Annotated in this window: 18 protein-coding genes; 7 read left to right on the top strand and 11 right to left on the bottom strand. The window is 42.4% G+C overall.

Annotated features, from left to right (window positions below):
- Positions 1-50 precede the first annotated feature (50 nt).
- Positions 51-503 (bottom strand): protein-disulfide reductase DsbD domain-containing protein, encoded by a 453-nt coding sequence (locus ABI367_RS06285; RefSeq protein WP_462231732.1) that lies wholly within the window; start codon positions 501-503, stop codon positions 51-53.
- Position 504: 1 nt separating this feature from the next.
- Positions 505-1275, bottom strand: coding sequence for a biotin--[acetyl-CoA-carboxylase] ligase (locus tag ABI367_RS06280; RefSeq protein WP_462231730.1), 771 nt, complete (start codon positions 1273-1275; stop codon positions 505-507).
- Between the two features lie 48 nt (positions 1276-1323).
- Here ABI367_RS06280 and rsfS point away from each other — a divergent pair, with 48 nt between their 5' ends.
- From rsfS to ABI367_RS06265, 3 genes are all read left to right on the top strand, one after another.
- Positions 1324-1698, top strand: a complete 375-nt coding sequence (rsfS, locus tag ABI367_RS06275) for a ribosome silencing factor (RefSeq protein ID WP_462231728.1) — start codon at positions 1324-1326, stop codon at positions 1696-1698.
- 43 nt (positions 1699-1741) lie between these two features.
- Positions 1742-3853, top strand: coding sequence for an ATP-dependent zinc metalloprotease FtsH (gene ftsH, locus ABI367_RS06270; protein ID WP_462231726.1), 2112 nt, complete (start codon positions 1742-1744; stop codon positions 3851-3853).
- Positions 3854-3936: 83 nt separating this feature from the next.
- The gene (locus ABI367_RS06265) at positions 3937-4578 is read left to right on the top strand and encodes a LutC/YkgG family protein (RefSeq protein WP_462231724.1); all 642 of its coding nucleotides are present in this window, start codon (positions 3937-3939) and stop codon (positions 4576-4578) included.
- Between the two features lie 63 nt (positions 4579-4641).
- Here ABI367_RS06265 and ABI367_RS06260 read toward each other — a convergent pair whose 3' ends face one another.
- Together ABI367_RS06260 and ABI367_RS06255 are read right to left on the bottom strand one after the other, a co-directional pair.
- Complete coding sequence (locus tag ABI367_RS06260; RefSeq protein ID WP_462231722.1) at positions 4642-4911, bottom strand: hypothetical protein; 270 nt, start codon at positions 4909-4911, stop codon at positions 4642-4644.
- A gap of 10 nt (positions 4912-4921) precedes the next feature.
- Complete coding sequence (locus ABI367_RS06255; RefSeq protein WP_462258052.1) at positions 4922-6010, bottom strand: metallophosphoesterase; 1089 nt, start codon at positions 6008-6010, stop codon at positions 4922-4924.
- 107 nt (positions 6011-6117) lie between these two features.
- Here ABI367_RS06255 and ABI367_RS06250 point away from each other — a divergent pair, with 107 nt between their 5' ends.
- Positions 6118-7188: a PA0069 family radical SAM protein gene (locus ABI367_RS06250; RefSeq protein ID WP_462231718.1), complete on the top strand. Its 1071-nt coding sequence runs from the start codon at positions 6118-6120 to the stop codon at positions 7186-7188.
- Positions 7189-7245: 57 nt separating this feature from the next.
- Here ABI367_RS06250 and ABI367_RS06245 read toward each other — a convergent pair whose 3' ends face one another.
- From ABI367_RS06245 to recQ, 3 genes are all read right to left on the bottom strand, one after another.
- The gene (locus ABI367_RS06245) at positions 7246-7974 is read right to left on the bottom strand and encodes a zinc metallopeptidase (RefSeq protein ID WP_462231716.1); all 729 of its coding nucleotides are present in this window, start codon (positions 7972-7974) and stop codon (positions 7246-7248) included.
- Between the two features lie 191 nt (positions 7975-8165).
- A complete protein-coding gene (locus tag ABI367_RS06240) occupies positions 8166-9521 on the bottom strand; it encodes a UDP-N-acetylmuramoyl-tripeptide--D-alanyl-D-alanine ligase (protein ID WP_462231714.1) in 1356 nt (451 codons plus the stop codon).
- A 150-nt stretch (positions 9522-9671) separates the two neighbouring features.
- Entirely contained in the window at positions 9672-11879 is a 2208-nt protein-coding gene (gene recQ, locus ABI367_RS06235; RefSeq protein ID WP_462258049.1) for a DNA helicase RecQ, read from the bottom strand.
- 107 nt (positions 11880-11986) lie between these two features.
- On the opposite strand from recQ, the gene pafA reads away from it, so the two are divergent.
- The 3 genes from pafA to ABI367_RS06220 all read left to right on the top strand — a co-directional run bounded on the left by pafA (position 11987) and on the right by ABI367_RS06220 (position 15416).
- On the top strand, positions 11987-13654 hold the full coding sequence (pafA, locus tag ABI367_RS06230) for an alkaline phosphatase PafA (RefSeq protein WP_462231710.1): 1668 nt from the start codon (positions 11987-11989) through the stop codon (positions 13652-13654).
- 108 nt (positions 13655-13762) lie between these two features.
- Entirely contained in the window at positions 13763-14332 is a 570-nt protein-coding gene (locus ABI367_RS06225; RefSeq protein WP_462231708.1) for a thiamine pyrophosphokinase, read from the top strand.
- A gap of 148 nt (positions 14333-14480) precedes the next feature.
- Positions 14481-15416, top strand: a complete 936-nt coding sequence (locus tag ABI367_RS06220) for a DUF6515 family protein (RefSeq protein ID WP_462231706.1) — start codon at positions 14481-14483, stop codon at positions 15414-15416.
- Positions 15417-15466: 50 nt separating this feature from the next.
- On the opposite strand, the gene ABI367_RS06215 is transcribed toward ABI367_RS06220, so the two are convergent.
- The 4 genes from ABI367_RS06215 to ABI367_RS06200 form a co-directional block, all read right to left on the bottom strand.
- The gene (locus ABI367_RS06215) at positions 15467-15901 is read right to left on the bottom strand and encodes a low molecular weight protein-tyrosine-phosphatase (protein WP_462231705.1); all 435 of its coding nucleotides are present in this window, start codon (positions 15899-15901) and stop codon (positions 15467-15469) included.
- Between the two features lie 62 nt (positions 15902-15963).
- A complete protein-coding gene (locus tag ABI367_RS06210; protein ID WP_462231703.1) occupies positions 15964-16752 on the bottom strand; it encodes a S1/P1 nuclease in 789 nt (262 codons plus the stop codon).
- 1 nt (position 16753) lies between these two features.
- A complete protein-coding gene (locus tag ABI367_RS06205; protein ID WP_462231701.1) occupies positions 16754-17254 on the bottom strand; it encodes a fumarate hydratase in 501 nt (166 codons plus the stop codon).
- Positions 17255-17371: 117 nt separating this feature from the next.
- The coding region (locus tag ABI367_RS06200) for a lyase family protein (RefSeq protein ID WP_462231699.1) at positions 17372-17872 on the bottom strand (501 nt) is incomplete at its 5' end.

Raw genomic sequence — 17872 nt, 5'->3', positions numbered from 1 at the left:
CAACACCAGTGTGTTGATACCAGCGTTTGCCTAATATTGTCATAACTTGTTTATTTTGCTACCGGAATATTAAAATTCACATCAGGAGGCAGCACGCATTTTAAGTTGTTACAAACCTCATATTCTATTTTGCCCTTAACGGCTGTAGCATTTGCTGTTTTTAACTTAATTTTTTGTTGAAAAATAACTTCTTTTTCAAAATAGGTAACGTTCATTTTAAACGAAGGTTCAAATTTCGTTACAGGCTTTGGCTCAGCAACTTTACCTGCCAATACATAATCTTTTGACGGCGCAAAGGTGAATGATGTTTTTATTGGTCCGCCTGATTTTACGTTTTGCGAGTAAATATGCCAGCCCGGCTGTATGGTTGCTTTCAAAAGTATTACCGCCTCGGTTGCAGCTGTTCTTTTAGCGAGATATGCCCATTTTACAGGTGCTTCAATTTGCGCATAAGCGCCAATGGCTATAGTTAGTGTGGTAATCAATACCAATAGCTTTTTCATATTATTTATATATAAATTCAATTTCTTTTAAACTAAACTCGCGCTTGCCGTTATCGGTATCTATCACCAGCAAGCCGTTGTTGCGTACATTTTTAATCATTCCTTCAAAAACCTCGCCGCCCGATTTAAACAACCGCTGCTTATTTATAGCATATAGTCGGTCAAGATAAGCAAACCTTACAGTTTCTTTTTTTCCCGCCCGCAAATTTAAGTACCAGCTTTCAATATGGCTGCAAATGTCAGCCAATAACCCGTGTAAATCGTAATCCTTTTGTAATATCTGTTTTATGGATATAGCGTTGTTTGCATCATCCGGAAACGTTTCCTGGTTAATATTTAACCCTATGCCTATTATGGAATTTTTGATTTGGCTGCCTTGTATCAAATTTTCAATAAGCATACCACCCAGCTTTTTATCGCCAAAATAAATATCATTTGGCCATTTAATCGTAAGGTTTTCGCCCAGTAATGGTTCAAGCGCATCAATAACACCCAAACTTATGGCGCGGGTAAGATCAAATTGCTCTCCAATGGGTAAAAATGAAGGGTTTAATAACAGGCTAAAAGTTAAATTTTTGCCCGGCTCACTATGCCATTTGTTTTGTTGTTGGCCACGCCCGGCAAATTGTGTTTCTGCCATAATGACCGTTCCCTCTGGCAATGGCTTGGAATTTGACAATAAGTTTTTAAGGAAATCGTTTGTAGAGTTAACTTCTTTTAATGTCAGTAAATTTTGACCAACAAATAATGCCGAAAATATGTTATTTTGCAAAGTGATTTATATGTTTAACACCAAAACATTCAAAACTAATTCTTTTTAATGGTAAAAAACAAAGCGATAAATGAATCTGCTTACATTTCTGAATTAGCCATATATGGCATACAAGAAAAAAAAGGGAATGATATTGTCAGGTTAGACCTCAGAAATATAAATAGTTCCGTGTCTGATTATTTTGTCATCTGTCATGCAGACTCGGCAACACAAGTTAAAGCAATAGCCAATAGTATAGAAGATGAAATATTTAAGGCCCTGCAGCAGGATCCCTGGCGCAAAGAGGGGCTTGAATATGGCGAATGGATACTGCTTGATTATGTGAATGTGGTTATCCATATTTTCAGAACAGATAAACGCGAATTTTATGGCGTAGAAGAATTGTGGGGCGATGCAGAAATAAAAAGTTATAAAAGCGCCTAAACACCACCCCTATTAGTACTTACAAGTTGAGATTTTAAAAAAAATGGAAGATAAAAAATTGGATAAACCCAAGCCCATACGTAAAATACCTAATAAAAAAATAACGCCCAAACCACCTAAGTTTAATTTTATGTGGCTTTATGCGGTGCTTATAGCATTGTTTGTTGGCTTTGCCTGGTTTTCTGGCAGTAACGGAGGCATACCTATTGACTTTAAGCGATTTGAAACCAAAATGCTTAAAAACGGCGATGTTGATTATTTGGTAGCCTATAAAAACGGCGATCTGGTAGTTGCTGATGTGCACATTAAAAAAGATAGCCTCAAGAAAAAGCCGGAATATGCCGACTATAATAAAGCACAGCATTCTTTTACAAGTACTGATGCCGATGCCCAGTATACGTTTACTGATGGCTCTTACGAAAGTTTAAAGCAATCAGTAATTGCGGCTCAGAAAGATGTACCCGATGCGCAAAAAGTAGCTATTAAATATGAGCAGCACGAAAGCCTGTTATCAAGCGCGTTAGTACAGTTTATAGTAATGATTGTTATCATCGTTGCCGTATGGGTATTTATTATGCGCCGTATGACTGGTGGCGGCGGCGGAGGCCCGGGCGGACAAATATTTAATATTGGTAAATCAAAAGCTACTTTGTTTGATAAGGAGGCGCAGGTAACTGTAACTTTTAATGATGTTGCCGGCCTTGAAGAGGCTAAGCAGGAAGTAATGGAGATAGTCGACTTTTTGCGGAACCCTAAAAAATATACTAACCTGGGTGGTAAAATTCCTAAAGGCGCATTGCTGGTAGGCTCGCCGGGTACAGGTAAAACTTTATTGGCCAAAGCCGTTGCAGGCGAAGCACAGGTGCCTTTCTTCTCACTTTCAGGGTCTGACTTTGTGGAGATGTTTGTTGGGGTGGGTGCATCGCGTGTTCGTGATCTGTTCCGCCAGGCTAAGGATAAAGCCCCTTGTATTATTTTTATTGATGAGATTGATGCCATTGGCCGTGCCCGTGGTAAAAATAATATGGTTGGCGGTAATGATGAGCGCGAAAACACCTTGAACCAATTGTTAGTGGAGATGGATGGCTTTGGCACTGATTCGGGTATTATTATCCTGGCTGCAACCAACCGTCCGGATGTACTGGATTCGGCATTGTTGCGCCCGGGCCGTTTTGACAGGCAGGTATCTATTGATAAACCCGACCTGATTGGCCGTGAGCAAATATTTAAAGTACACCTTAAGCCGGTAAAACTGGCCGAAGGGGTTGACGCTAAAAAACTATCGGCACAAACTCCGGGTTTTGCCGGTGCCGAAATTGCCAATGTTTGTAACGAGGCTGCTTTAATAGCCGCACGTAAAAACAAAGAGGCAGTTGATATGCAGGATTTTCAAGATGCTATTGACCGTGTAATTGGTGGTTTAGAGAAAAAGAACAAAATCATATCGCCGGAAGAGAAACGCATTGTGGCCTACCACGAAGCGGGACACGCTATTGCCGGCTGGTTTTTAGAGCATGCCGACCCATTGGTAAAAGTATCTATTGTTCCGCGCGGTGTTGCTGCCTTAGGTTATGCACAATACTTGCCGAAAGAACAGTTTTTATACACCATTGAGCAATTAGAAGATGGTATGTGTATGACCTTAGGCGGTCGCGTTGCCGAAGATATTACTTTCGGTAAAATATCAACCGGTGCGCAAAACGATTTGGAAAGAATAACTAAATTGGCGTATGCTATGGTTACCATATATGGCATGAACGCTAAGGTTGGTAATGTATCATTTAATGATGCACAAGGCGAATACCAGTTTAACAAACCATATTCCGAAAAAACGTCGCAGTTAATTGATGAGGAAGTACGTAACCAGATAGCGGTTATTTATGAGCGGACCAGGCAGTTGTTAACCGACAAAAAAGAAGGATTAGAGAAACTAGCCGCCAAGTTGTTAGAAAAGGAAATTTTGTTCCAGTCTGATCTGGAAGAGATATTGGGTAAACGTCCGTTTGAAACACGTACCACTTATGACGAATTTGTAAACGGTGCGACTGAATCAAACCAGGAACCTGCTGCACAAAGTCTGGTTCATGAAGGCGTTGGCGACCATTCAGGCACATTTGAACGTAACCCGGAAGAGAAAGAAGCTAGCGGTGAGTAGCGAATAGTTAATAGTGAGTAGTTGGATAAGATTCCGGTTACTCACTATTAACAACTCACCACTGCCTACTCATTACTCACAACATGAGGGACATAACCACATCCAAAGAAAAGTTGCTTAAGAAAATAAGGCAGGCGCTGCTTGAAAAGCGCGATAACCCTTATCCGCAATTGGAGAGTATGCCGCATTACCCCCCGCCAGAGGATGAACTGTTGGAGGTAGTATTTGCCGAGGCGTTTACCAATGTTTCGGGCCAGTTTGCTTATTGCGAAGACGAGGTACAGTTTATTGAAACCTTACTAACTCTTGCCGAAGAGCGCAAATGGCGTAAAATATATTGTTGGGAACCCGCCCTGCAGGAAGTTTTGAACCGCTACGAATATCCTTTTTTTGAAACCGATAAAGACTTTGATGATGCCGAAGTTGGCTTTACACTCTGCGAAGCTTTAGTTGCCCGTAACGGCAGTATATTATTATCAAACGCTAATGCAGCAGGTAGGCGGTTAAGCATTTATCCACCTGTGCATATTGTGCTGGCTTATTCATCACAACTGGTGCTCGACCTTAAAGACGGATTTAAACTCATCAAAGAAAAATATGGTCAAAACATGCCATCAATGATCAGCAACGTTACCGGCCCAAGCCGTACTGCTGATATCGAAAAAACACTGGTTTTAGGTGCGCATGGCCCTAAGGAATTGTTTGTGTTTTTGCTGGATGGATAGTCCCGCTGTTTGTGTCCTCACAAACAGTTGGTTGTCTGTGAGGACACAGACAATAGGATATAATTAATCGATGTAAACTATTAGGGACAACTTGTCTATCAATTCATCAATACCAATTCCATATGCATTCATCTTATCACCATCAAAACCTTTCTCTAATAATTCATCTGAGGCGATGTCTAATAACTGTTTAAACGCCGATTTAGCGGCTTGGATGGTAATTGTTTCTCCTTCTTGATTATAAAATAGTTGGTCAAATAATTCAGTTGGAATTATTAGTTTAAATAGATCAAATTCAACAGCGTGTAGTTTTAAAGTTTCGTTGGCCATCATTCTAATTTAGCTATTTTAACTTTAAATCATCCAACAGGCTTTCCTCCAATATCATCCTCACACTTTCCTTTCCCTTATACTCCCATTTAATTAAACGGATATAACCGTCTTCAATTTCTATCCCGGTTATATCGCCATCATCAAAACAACAGCACCCACTATTAAAATAAGTATCAAGGTAGCCCTTAAAATCAGGCATAGTATTTCCTTCTAAATGAAGTTTGTCTATCCGATTCTGATAATCTGCAACCTCTGCTTCGTTTTTGGCTTTTTTGGCCGCGTCCAGTTTCTCATAAATTATTTCCAGTTCTGTTAATGAGCGGAACACCGGCTGGTGCGTGTGTCCGGTTATCAGCAAAGTGTTTTTTCGCTTGGAGCTCCATTCGTACATCAAACGGTTATGATCGGTTTTTAATTGATCGTTATTTGCCGGAGTATTTGGATTGATACGCAAATACGCCTGGAACGGCCCCCAGATATCAGACACAAACCATTTGCTGAACCAGTTGCCATCACTTTGCAGATCGCCCTGATGACCGTGAGTAAGATAAATATTTAACGGTTTGTTATTTACGTTGGTTTGCAGAATAGCCCCTTCGTATATTTTTACCACCTCTCCATATATTTGCAACAGGCTTACCCCGGCCAGCGGATCGTTATCCCAATACAGATCATGATTGCCGAATATTTTAACGAAGGCTTTGCGTGCCAAAAATTTCTTCTCGGCCTCAAAGGTGCTTTTGTTATGCCTTTTTATAGTGATAAACAGGTTTTCCCAAAGCTCCTCGCTATCGCCCAAATTAATGTATACAAACTTTTCGCGGTTATAATGATCAAGCGCTGCCAGGTAGTTTTTGGCCGACTTAGCAAATATGTCCATACCATCCCGGGCTCCCTTATGCTGATCGGATAATATTATAAACTTGTCTTTATCCGTATCAAATGGCATAACCATACCACGCTTGCCGGGCTTAGTGGTCATGTTTTTATAAAGGTCACTGAGCGCTTTATCAACCCGCCTCTTATCCGGCCTTGACGATAGCCGGTTGGCTAAATTAATAACGGGTTTTGTTAATAAGCGTTGTAGCAGTTTGCGCATATTTGGTTTGAACATGTAAAGTAAGTTACTGTTTTAACACAACAATGTTTAAAAAAAATTTATTGCCCCGCATTGTTATTTGCTAAAAATATTAGCAAATTTGTTTTATGGTACATCAGAAAAACGCTGAATTTTTTAAAGGGCGCGGGGCACAGGTAAATACCGACAATAAGTTTTTAAAACGCAAATATGTACTGGACCATATTGAGGGCCTGGATGAGCCGCTGTTAGAAAACACAGCCACGCAACTATTTGAAGAAACGCCTAAAAAAATTGTAAGCGAGTCTAACAGCCCCGACTTGAGCCACATGTACTCAATTAACCCTTACCAAGGTTGCGAGCATGGCTGCATTTATTGCTATGCCCGTAACAGCCATGAATATTATGGGTTTAGTGCCGGACTGGATTTTGAGCGAAAGATCATTATAAAAAGAAACGCGCCCGAATTACTGGAGCAATATTTTAATAAGAAAAATTATAAGCCGGTAGCCATACTTTTGTCGGGAAATACGGATTGTTACCAGCCTATTGAGCGCAGGCTAAAAATAACACGCGGTTTATTACAGGTTTTTTTACAATACAAAAACCCGGTAAGCATCATCACCAAAAACAACGTAATACTGCGCGACCTTGATATTATTAGCGAACTGGCTAAACTGAATTTAGTACATGTAAATGTATCCATCACTTCGCTTAATGAGCAACTACGACAAAAGCTGGAACCGCGAACGGTTACGGCAACCGGTAGGCTTGGCGTAATACAAAAGCTGTCAGAAAAAGGGGTACCAGTAAGGGTAATGGCTGCGCCAATAATACCAGGGTTAAATAGTAATGAGATTCCTGATATCATCAAAGCATCGGCAGACAGGGGCGCTTTGGGGGCGGGTTTTACCATTGTGCGCTTAAATGGCAGTATTGCTGAAATATTTACGGATTGGATACACAAAGCTTATCCGGACCGTTCCGAAAAAGTATTGAACATGATACGAGCCTGTCATGGAGGACATTTAAACGACAGCGATTTTGGCCGGCGCATGAGCGGCGAGGGCCAAGTAGCACAATCTATCCACCAGCTTTACCGTATGGCTTGTAACCGCTTTTTGGCCGGACGCGAAATGCCGCCGCATGATTATAGTTTATTTGTACCTAAGGGCGGTAGGCAAACGGAGTTGTTTTAATGGGCATCCGCTGCCAATTTATGCCCCAGCTTTATAAAAAGACACGCAGCTAATCCCTTAATTTCGTCGGTTCATTAACATAGAAGCGTAGTAAACCAAAGTAGCCAAGGCGCTTAGCGCGGCAACTACATAGGTCATTGCGGCCCACCAAAGTGCGTCTTTAGCTTGTTCATGTTCCCCGGTGGTTTGCATTACGCTGTAGTTATTATTTAACCAGGCTAACGCACGCCGACTGGCATCAAACTCAACCGGCAGGGTAATAAAGCTAAATGCCGTTACCACGGCCAATGCGGCAACACCAATAGCTAGTATGTACGGGTTATGTGCAAAAAACAGCAGCATTACGCCTATAAACAAAGTCCATTGCACTAATGTTGATGCCACATTAATAACCGGCACCAGGGTTGAACGTAGGGTTAACCAAGCATAAGAACGCGCATGTTGCACCGCATGACCACACTCATGCGCGGCTACTGCGGCTGATGCTACGCTGCGGCTATGGTATACATCCGGGCTTAGGTTAACGGTTTTATCTTCGGGGTTATAATGGTCGGTTAATTGCCCCTCAACAGATATTACCTGCACATCATAAATGCCATTGTCGCGCAGCATTTTTTCGGCAACATCTTTACCGGACATGCCCGATAATAAAGCAATCTCCGAATATTGGTTGAATTTACTTTTAAAGCGCCACTGTACTATAAAGCTCACTATAGTAATAATTATCATGAGCAGCCAGGCCGAGCCGTAGCTTATATATCCTAAAATGAATGATAAATGATCCATATTAATTTTAATTTGATTAATAAGCATCATTCAAAAAGTATTCCGATGTATAGTATTGAATAAGGGGCTGACAAAATAGCATATTTTACCACTCGTCATCACGAGCGTAGCAATCTCTACACGATAGGTCGCAGTTTACCTGGTGTGTAGAGATTGCCACGTCGTTTCACTCCTCGCTTATTTAAGTGTAATTAAAACAACTCAACCAACCGCTCCAAAGCCATGCCCCTTGAGCCTTTGACCAATATGGTTGAGTTTTTTATAGGATTGGCTTTTAATGCTGCAATGGCTTTATCAGCACTACTGTAAAAACTTGCGTTTTGAATTTTGAATTTTGAATTTTGAATTGAAAATTCCTTTCCAATAAATATCCGCTCATCTACCTCTGTTTGCAATGCCTTTTCAATTATAGCGGTATGCTCGGCGGCGGCTTCATCGCCTAACTCAAACATATCGCCCAGTATTAAAACCTTACGATTGGCTTGCAGCTTACCAATGTTTTCAATAGCTACAGCCATACTGCTGGGGTTAGCATTATAATAATCGCAAATAAGGGTGTTGGTAGCGGTGTGTACTATTTGCGACCGGTTATTTTTAGGTTGATAGGTTTCAATGCCCTTATTAATTTCGGCAGCAGGTAATTTAAAATATACGCCAATACAAATTGCTGCCAGTATATTATTCAGGTTATAGGCTCCGGTAAGCTGCGTTTTAACGGTATAGCTTTCGCCCGAACTATTGTTGGTCCACCGTAAAGTAAGCAGCGGATCGTTGGTAGTTATTTCGCCGCTTACCAAATCATCAATAGCATCCCCATAAAAAACAGGCGGGATAGCAAACTTGCGCCTGGCCTGCATCGCCATTAAATCCGCACTGTTATTATTAATAAATGCCACACCGGCACGCGAATCAAAAGCTCCTCCGCCATTTGGCGGAGACTGGGGGGCTAACCAATCATACAGCTCACCCTTAGCAATTTTCACACCTTCCACCCCGCCAAAACCTTCCAGGTGTGCTTTACCCACATTAGTAATTAAGCCGTGGGTAGGCTGGGATATACTGCATAAAAATTCAATTTCTTTTTGATGATTGGCTCCCATTTCAATAACCGCCATTTGGTGTGAGGCATCAATGCTCAAAATAGTAAGCGGCACACCTATATGATTATTCAGGTTGCCCTGGGTAGCCAATGTTTTAAAATGCTGCGATAATACCGCGTTGATCAGCTCCTTTGTTGTGGTTTTACCATTGGTGCCCGTTAGCCCAATAACCGGGATTTTTAATTGACAACGATGATGTCTCGCAAGGTCCTGCAGGGCGGTTAATACATCATCAACCAGCAGGCATTGTTCATTTACCCTGTACTCAGCATTGTCAATTATAACATAAGCCGCACCCGCCTCCAATGCCTGCGCGGCAAAGGTATTGGCATCAAATTTTTCGCCCTTTAGGGCAAAAAACAAACTGCCCGGAGCAATCTTACGGGTATCAGTATTGATACTCGGGTGCTGCAAGTATAGTTGGTATAGTTGGTCGGTTGTGGTCATTTGCTTTTATTCTTTCTGTTTCGACGAGGTACGAGGAGAAATCTATACAAATTCAGGTGGCCAATTTGCTTGTGTATAGATTTTTTCGCTACGCTCAAGAGAATACTCTCTCTGTCGTTCGATTGACAATCGCTTATTAAACCAAAGTTATTAATTTCTGTTCATCCAGCCTATAACAGCCTTGATTTCGCCGTAAGTATAATCATTACCCAGTAATTCCTTTAATGGTGCCAGCCTGTCGGCGCCGTATTTTTCAATGGCATCCTGTATGGCGGGGATTTTATCCTCCGTCACCATTTCAGATACATTCATATCGCCCGATTGTACAAAATAACTTAAATGGCCTTCAATGGTCGAGACGGATAGACCACGCTTCCGGGCTACCTCGGCAATGCTTTTGCCCGAGCGATATAAATTTAAACTTACCAACCGTGTATCGCTGCTGCGCATGGTTGTGGGCTTATCGGCTCGTTGCGCGCGGGTTTTGCGTTCGCGCTTGCGGCTTTTCTGGTCTATTTTGGATGTTAGCCCGTTTTGCTGCGAGTAGCTTTTTACTGTAGTCAAAAACTCACGGCCATATCGTGCCAGCTTTATATCACCAAAGCCGGATATCAGCCTTAACTCATCCAGACTTTGCGGCAGGTAGGTGGCTATCTCCACCAAAGTAGCGTCAGAAACAATGATATAGGCCGGTACATTTTCCTGCTGTGCGATATCGTGACGGGTCACTTTAATCAGGTTTAATAAGGTTTCGTCAAATGGTAAAGCAACCTGCTCTTGTTCTTCAATTATTTGCGACGCGATAAGTTCAATCTTTTGTAGTCCCTTTAATACGGCGTCGCTTTTTGGGGTAAGCTTTAGCACCGGGTAAGCATCGTCGGTAACCTGTAAATAACCCAGGGCTACTAATTCGCGCAGGTAGCGCTGCCAATCAGTTTTGTTGATGTCGGCACCTACGCCATAGGTTTTTAGTTGTTTATGTTCCTCGCGTATCTTATCGCTTTTTGATCCGCGTAAAAAATCTATCACGTAACCGCTGCCAAAACGCTCTTTTAACCTGAATACTGCCGATAGTGCCTTTTGAGCTATCAAGGTACCGTCAAAGCGCGTAAACTCGCATAAACAGATATCGCATGAGCCGCAATTTTCAGGTGCTTTTTCATCAAAATAATTCAATAAAAATTGCCGTCGACAGGTAGGCAACTGGCAAAACTTCACCATATCATCCAGCTTTTTAAGCATGATGCGGGTTTGTTCTTCGTTATTATCCACGCTGGCAAAGCCTTTCAGCTTAATGGCATCGCCGGGCGAATAGAACAACATAGCGGCAGACGGTAACCCATCGCGCCCGGCGCGCCCGGTTTCCTGGTAATAGCCTTCGATGTTTTTGGGCATATCCATGTGCACCACGTAGCGCACATTTGATTTATTGATACCCATCCCAAAAGCAATGGTGGCTATAATGATCTTTACATCATCCCGCAAAAAAGCATCCTGGTTGCGGGCCTTTAGCGCATTATCCAGCCCGGCATGGTATGCCTCGGCCAAATAGCCTTCGGCTTTCAGGTCGGCAGCCAATGCCTCGGTTGATTTACGCGACAAACAATAAATAATACCCGATTCGTCTTTACGCGCATCTAAAAAAGACAGCAATTGGTCGAAGCTGTTTTTTTTGGGCATTACCCGGTAAGTGATATTGGCGCGGTTAAAAGAGGATATAAATACGGCAGGCTTGTGCAGCGCCAGTTTATCCAGTATGTCTTTTTGGGTCAGTTTATCTGCCGTTGCAGTAAGCGCGATTACCGGCACATCCGGGAAATGCTTTTTTAATCCCGCCAACATCAGGTATTCCGGCCGGAAATCATGCCCCCATTGCGAAATACAGTGTGCCTCGTCAATAGCTATTTGTACAACGGGCAACGTTTTTAAAAAGTCGATAAGTTTGCTTTCTGAACCAAACAAACGTTCCGGGGCCAGGTATAATAATTTGATCTGATTATGGTTAAGCCGGGTGATGATCTGCGCCTGCTCATCGGGTGTTTGTGCCGAGTTTAAAAATGCTGCCGCCACACCCATTACATTCAGGCTATCTACCTGGTCTTTCATTAAGGCAATGAGGGGCGATATAACAATGGTGAGGCCATTTAACAAGATGGCAGGCAACTGGTAGCATAATGACTTGCCGCCGCCCGTAGGCATTAACGTTAATACATCCTTTTTATTTAAAACATGCGCTATGATCTCTGCCTGCTGGTGTCTGAACTCGTTGTATCCAAAATATTTTTGCAGGGCCTGTAATGGGGTCATTTTGATGTGCAGATAGCTGATGTGCAAATGTGCAGATTTTGTTTTAAACATAGCGATGGTTTTGACACCCTCGCTATAATTAATTAGCATCATGTTAACAAAAGCATTATATTGATTTATTATTGGTTTAATGATATTTGGGGATAAAAGCTATTCAAATGAAGATCAAAAATTTATTGATACTACTTTCTTTTGTTCCCCTGCTATTATCGGCACAAACAAAAAATAAACCCGCTGTTTCAACCGCCCTACCTCGCCCAAAACTGGTTGTAGGTATAGTGGTTGACCAGATGCGCTGGGATTATTTATACCGCTACTATAGCCGCTACGGTGCCGGTGGTTTTAAACGCCTGTTAAATGAGGGCTTTAGCTGCGAAAACACGCTGATAGATTATATTCCAACGGTTACCGCCGCAGGGCATACCGCTATTTATACCGGCTCGGTACCTGCTATACATGGTATTGCAGGTAATGATTTTATTATACAGGCAACCGGCAAGCCTATGTATTGCACCGATGACAGCACGGTACAAACTGTGGGCAGCACCTCAATAGCCGGCAAAATGTCGCCGCGTAATTTATTAACCACTACCGTTACTGATGAGTTGCGCCTGGCTACCAATTTTAAATCAAAAGTGATAGGGATTGCCTTAAAGGACCGCGGCGGAATTTTGCCGGGCGGCCATACAGCAAACGCGGCCTATTGGTTTGATGATAAAAGCGGCAACTGGATAAGCAGCACTTATTACATGAAGGACCTGCCGCAATGGATGAAAGATTTTAACAACCAGAAAATACCGGAAACCTACCTGAAAAACGATTGGAACACCATTTACCCAATCGAAACTTACACACAGAGTACCGCGGATAATAATAAATATGAAGGCCCTTTTAAAGGAATGACTACGCCGACTTTCCCGGTAAAAACCTCTTCGTTGTATAAGAGTATTGGCTTGGGTTTGATTAGAAACGTTCCGGCTGGAAATACCATGACGATTGATCTTGCCGTGGCTGCTATTAACGGCGAAAATATGGGACATGGTGCCAATACCGATTTCCTGGCGTTAAGTTTATCATCTACCGACTATATTGGCCACCAGTTTGCCGTAAACTCTGTGGAAATAGAAGATACTTACCTGCGCCTGGATCGCGATCTGGCTACATTTTTTACCTACCTGGATGCTAAGATTGGCAGCGGCAACTACACCGTGTTTTTAACTGCCGACCATGGGGCGGCGCATAACCCTACGTTTTTAAAAGACAATGGCATTCCGGCGGGTACCTGGGATGATGCTGTCGCGCTTAAGGCACTTAATAAAATACTGGGTGAAAAATATAAAGCCGATCGCCTGATTTTAAATTTTGATAACTATCAGGTTAACCTGAACAACCCGGTTATAAAACAATTAAAGCTAAATGTGGATGATATTAAAGCTGATTGTATACAATACCTGCAACAATTGCCCGAGATAGCCTTTGTTGTTGATATGAGAAAAGCGCAAACCGCTAATATCCCCGATGATTTGCGTACGCGTATTATAAACGGTTATAATGCAGAGCGAAGCGGAGCTATACAGATCATCCTGAAGCCTGGCTATTACACCGGCCATGGATCGGGAGATAACGGACCAACCGGTACTACACACGGCACCTGGAACCCTTATGATGCGCATATTCCGTTTGTATTGATGGGATGGGGCATTAAACACGGCACTGTTACCCGCGAAACGCATATGACCGACATTGCGCCAACCATTGCCACCTTGTTGCATATACAAGCGCCAAATGGCTCAATAGGTAAGCCGGTTGGCGAAGCCTTAAAATAGATAATGATTGATATTAGTTACCAAAAAATAAACGCCGCGGACCAAAATCTGATTGAAATTAGTGCCACTGTGATGAAAAGGTTACTTTAGTGTTTTCTTACACAAGTCATGTCATCACATCACATCGTACGCGAAAAACAGGAGCCTGCGCTTTTAATATTTGATCTTGATAATTTTGATAGCGAGTTATTGGGCCAGTTATTAGAATGGAGCCCTACTGTAATAGTTACCCAACCAATGGCCGAAAAACTAAATAGTTACGGCATTAAAATAGATTGGATAATTGCAGGGGATAATAAGGAAGAAATACAATCGGACGTTAAAGTAATACCGGGAAATAATAAAGCGCCACTGCTATCAGCTTTAAAATTTTTAACTGATAATAATTACCCGGCGGTTAATATAATAATAGACACCTTAAACCTGGATTACTATCATCCTTTTATAGATAAAATTAACCTGGTTATATTTTATAATGGTCAAAAAATATACCCGGTAACCTCGGGCTTTAGCAAATGGAAGCCCGCCGGCGAAATCCTTAAAATATTATCTGATGACGCAACAATAAAGGTTAGTGGTTTAACCCCATTAACGGGCCATAATTATAAAACCACAAACGACGGGTTTTTCACGATCCTTCTTAATCAGCCCTACACTTTTATAGCCGAGGGGCTATAAAACACTCGCTAAAAAATCTAATCCTGTTTTAATGCGTATATGTTTACATTTATACCTGTTTTCAGCTGTAATTTTATTTAAAATATATTAAACCTTTTTGCGTTTGTTAGTCTAATAAATAACAAACCAGAAATTATATCATATAACCATGAAAAGATCATATATAAAATTAATGAGTATCGCCTTCAGCGCGATACTAACATTGGCATTTGTGTTGCCCGCCAGTGCCCAGCGTGGCGTGCGTGGTGCGGGAGGGGGTGGTGCAATGGGAGGTGGCGGTAGCATTGGTGTTACCAGAGGTGGTGGATTTGGGGGCGGAGGCAGCATTGGTGTTGCCCGTCCATCATTTGGGGGCGACCGTTCAAACATTGGCCCGCAGCGTAGTGCAATTGCACCGCGCCAGGGTGTAACGTCGTCAGGTGCTATATCTGCAGGACGTCCGGCCTATCGCAGCTATCCGGGTTTACCTACCGGCACCAATCGCGTAACCGGCAGGCCATATAATGGCTATTATAACTATCACGGCTACTATAATGCTTATTATTTACCAAGATTAGGCTATAGCTTAAGCGTATTGCCTTACGGATATTATCCGTTTTATTGGGGCGGCGACCCTTATTTTTATAGCGCAGGTTTATTTTACCAGTTTAATAACAACCAGTATACTGTAGTTGAGCCACCAGTTGGCGCTGCTATTAAAGATCTGCCGGACAATGCGCAATCAATAGTAATTAACGGCGTACAGTATTATGAGTTAAACGGCGTTTATTACGAGCCTGTTACCAAAGATGACGGCAGCGTAGTTTACCAGGTTGCCGGTAAAGATGGTATTTTAAACACCGACGAAAGCGTTGCTGTACAAGGCAACGTACAAGGAGGAGACCAGGTTGCTGCGCCTACTGTTACCTTACCAAAGGTAGGCGATAAGGTAATGAGCATACCCAGCGATAGCCGCACAGTAAAAATCAACGGTCAAAAATACTTGGTAACAGCTGATGGCTATTACTATCAGGAAGTGTTTGATAATGACAATAACAAGAGTTATAAGGTTGTTGGCACACCTGATGACGAGCCTAACAGGTAACCATATTTAAAAAGAATTTTTAAGGGGGGGGCGTATGTCTTCGCCCTTTTTTATTGGTGCCCGTCAATAAAATCGCGGCAGCCTTTTTCTATTAATTTAAATACAGGGGCAAACTGGGCATCGTCATAATAAGGGTCGGGTACGTGGCTTTCGCCTAATAACAAACTTACTTTATTACGGTCATTTTCGTCGCGAGCTTTTGCCCATACATCGCGCAGATTGTTTTTATCCATTACCAGGATGTGATTGAACCTGTCAAAATCATTTACATTAAAAACACGGCATACCTGCCCGCTGATGTCAATGCCGTTATTACGGGCTACGTGAACGGACCGCCTGTCGGGGCCCTGGCCAACGTGCCAGTTACCTGTCCCCGCCGAATCAACTTCCCAATCCAGCCCATGCTGTGTAACCAGGTGCTGCATAATGCCCTCCGCCAGCGGCGACCGGCAAATATTACCAAGGCAAACCATTAGTATTTTCATTTTTTAAAGGTGAAAGCCAATAGCGCAAGGCGGAAAGCTTTTTGCCTTATGCTTTTAGCTTACTATCCAAAAATCTCATTTAACACCCCGGCTAACCTAACACCACCTTTTAGCAGTTGCTGATTAATAGTAGCGATATATTTGAAGTTGTAAGTATAATTGAGGTTACTGTCGGGCTTGGTATCGGCATAAATTTTTTCGGCCAGTTGGCTCGATTCAAATATCCATTGTGTAATTGGGGCCTTTTGTAACTGTGCCCTTTGTTCGGGCGTGGTGTGGTTAATAGCGGCTGTATATTCGGTATAACTTAACCCCTGGAAGTCTATCAGTTCGCTATCCCAAACCGAATGCAGGTTGGTTGGCTTTCCAAACCAGTTCAGCTTAACGTCGTTACCCCCTTTATCGCTTGAATGAGCTGTATGCATGGGCTGGTGAAGATCCTCCGTTATGTGTATCAGCATACGCAGGTAAAGTAATTTATTGCTCTGCGAAAGATCCTTCTTTTTTAATTCGGTTATTAAAAATTTCAGCTTAACATAAGCATCGGTATTATTATCATGTTCCAAAAACTCCACCATTTCGGGCTGGCTCATGGGGCGGTCGAAATCAACATAATGCCATGATGACAAATATTTATAATTATCATCTGATTTTATAAAATCGGCCCAGTTGCTGGCTAACGCTATGGATTCATTACCCAATATTTTTTTAATAGCGGCCCTGGCTTTGGGGGTAAGGTAGCTATCGGCTATTTGCCCGCTTATACGGTGACCCTCATTGCCCCAGGCTGATGCCAAAGCAGGTGTTAAAAGTACTAAAGCCGCTATCGCCAGTTTTTTAAATAATTGCATATTATAATGGTTTTACTTTACAGGTTAATTTATTAATAAGATGGATATTAACCGGAATAAGGCTGGCAGTCCCCGTTAATTGCAATACTGAATCGCTTTGTTTATTTACTTTAAAAAACTCTTTATAGTCTCCGGATCTTAAACACCCGCCCAACTCTTTCAAACTATAATCAGCATTGGTAAAAAAACCTTTTAAAAACAAGGTGTCATGCTGTTGTTTGTAGGTACCACCCATGTATTCTGTCCATCTTCCGCTCTTTGTACAGCTATCGGTACCATAATTTATTTTACTGATAGTTTGCTGCTGCACAAAAAACGAGTCGCACGTAAATTTAAACTTATACAACGAATAACTCAACAACTGTTTTTGCACCGGTGTGGAATCCTGCTGCCACTCGCCCTGCAAGTATTCCTCGCCTTTACCCTGCACGTTCGGGTTAAAAGAGCAGGCTGCCGTTAGGAGGCATAGGGTGGAAAGGATGAGGCGGAAGGGTTTATGCATGGAAAATTATTAAAGCGTCATTGCGAGCGTAGCGTAGCAATCTCTACACGATAGGCGTACAACTATCGTGTAGAGATTGCTACGTCGTTTCACTCCTCGCAATGACGCGAGGTTTTATTATTTCAAACTGCCTATCATATCTTCGGGCTTCACCCATTCGTCAAACTGCTCGTTGGTAAGCAGGTTTAACCCAATGGCGGCTTCGCGAAGCGACAGGTTTTCTTTTAATGCTTTCTTGGCAATTTTAGCCGCGTTCTCATAACCGATATGCGGATTTAACGCGGTTACCAGCATTAATGAGTTTTCCAGATGCTTTTTGATACCGGCGTAGTTTGGCTCAATACCTTTGGCACAATGATCGTTAAACGATACGCAGGCATCGCCAATTAAACGGGCCGACTGTAAAAAGTTGGCTGCCATTAACGGTTTAAATACATTCAGCTCATAATGGCCGTTTGATCCGCCGATAGATATGGCCACATCGTTACCCATTACCTGTGCTGCTACCATAGTAACCGCCTCGTTTTGGGTTGGGTTTACTTTACCCGGCATAATGGATGATCCCGGTTCGTTATCCGGTATATGTATCTCGCCAATACCCGAGCGCGGACCAGATGC

The sequence above is a fragment of the Mucilaginibacter sp. genome, assembly GCF_039935595.1.
GTDB lineage: Bacteria > Bacteroidota > Bacteroidia > Sphingobacteriales > Sphingobacteriaceae > Mucilaginibacter.
The sequence above is the reverse complement of the archived record's forward strand: the minus strand, read 5'-3'. Positions and strand labels throughout refer to the sequence as shown.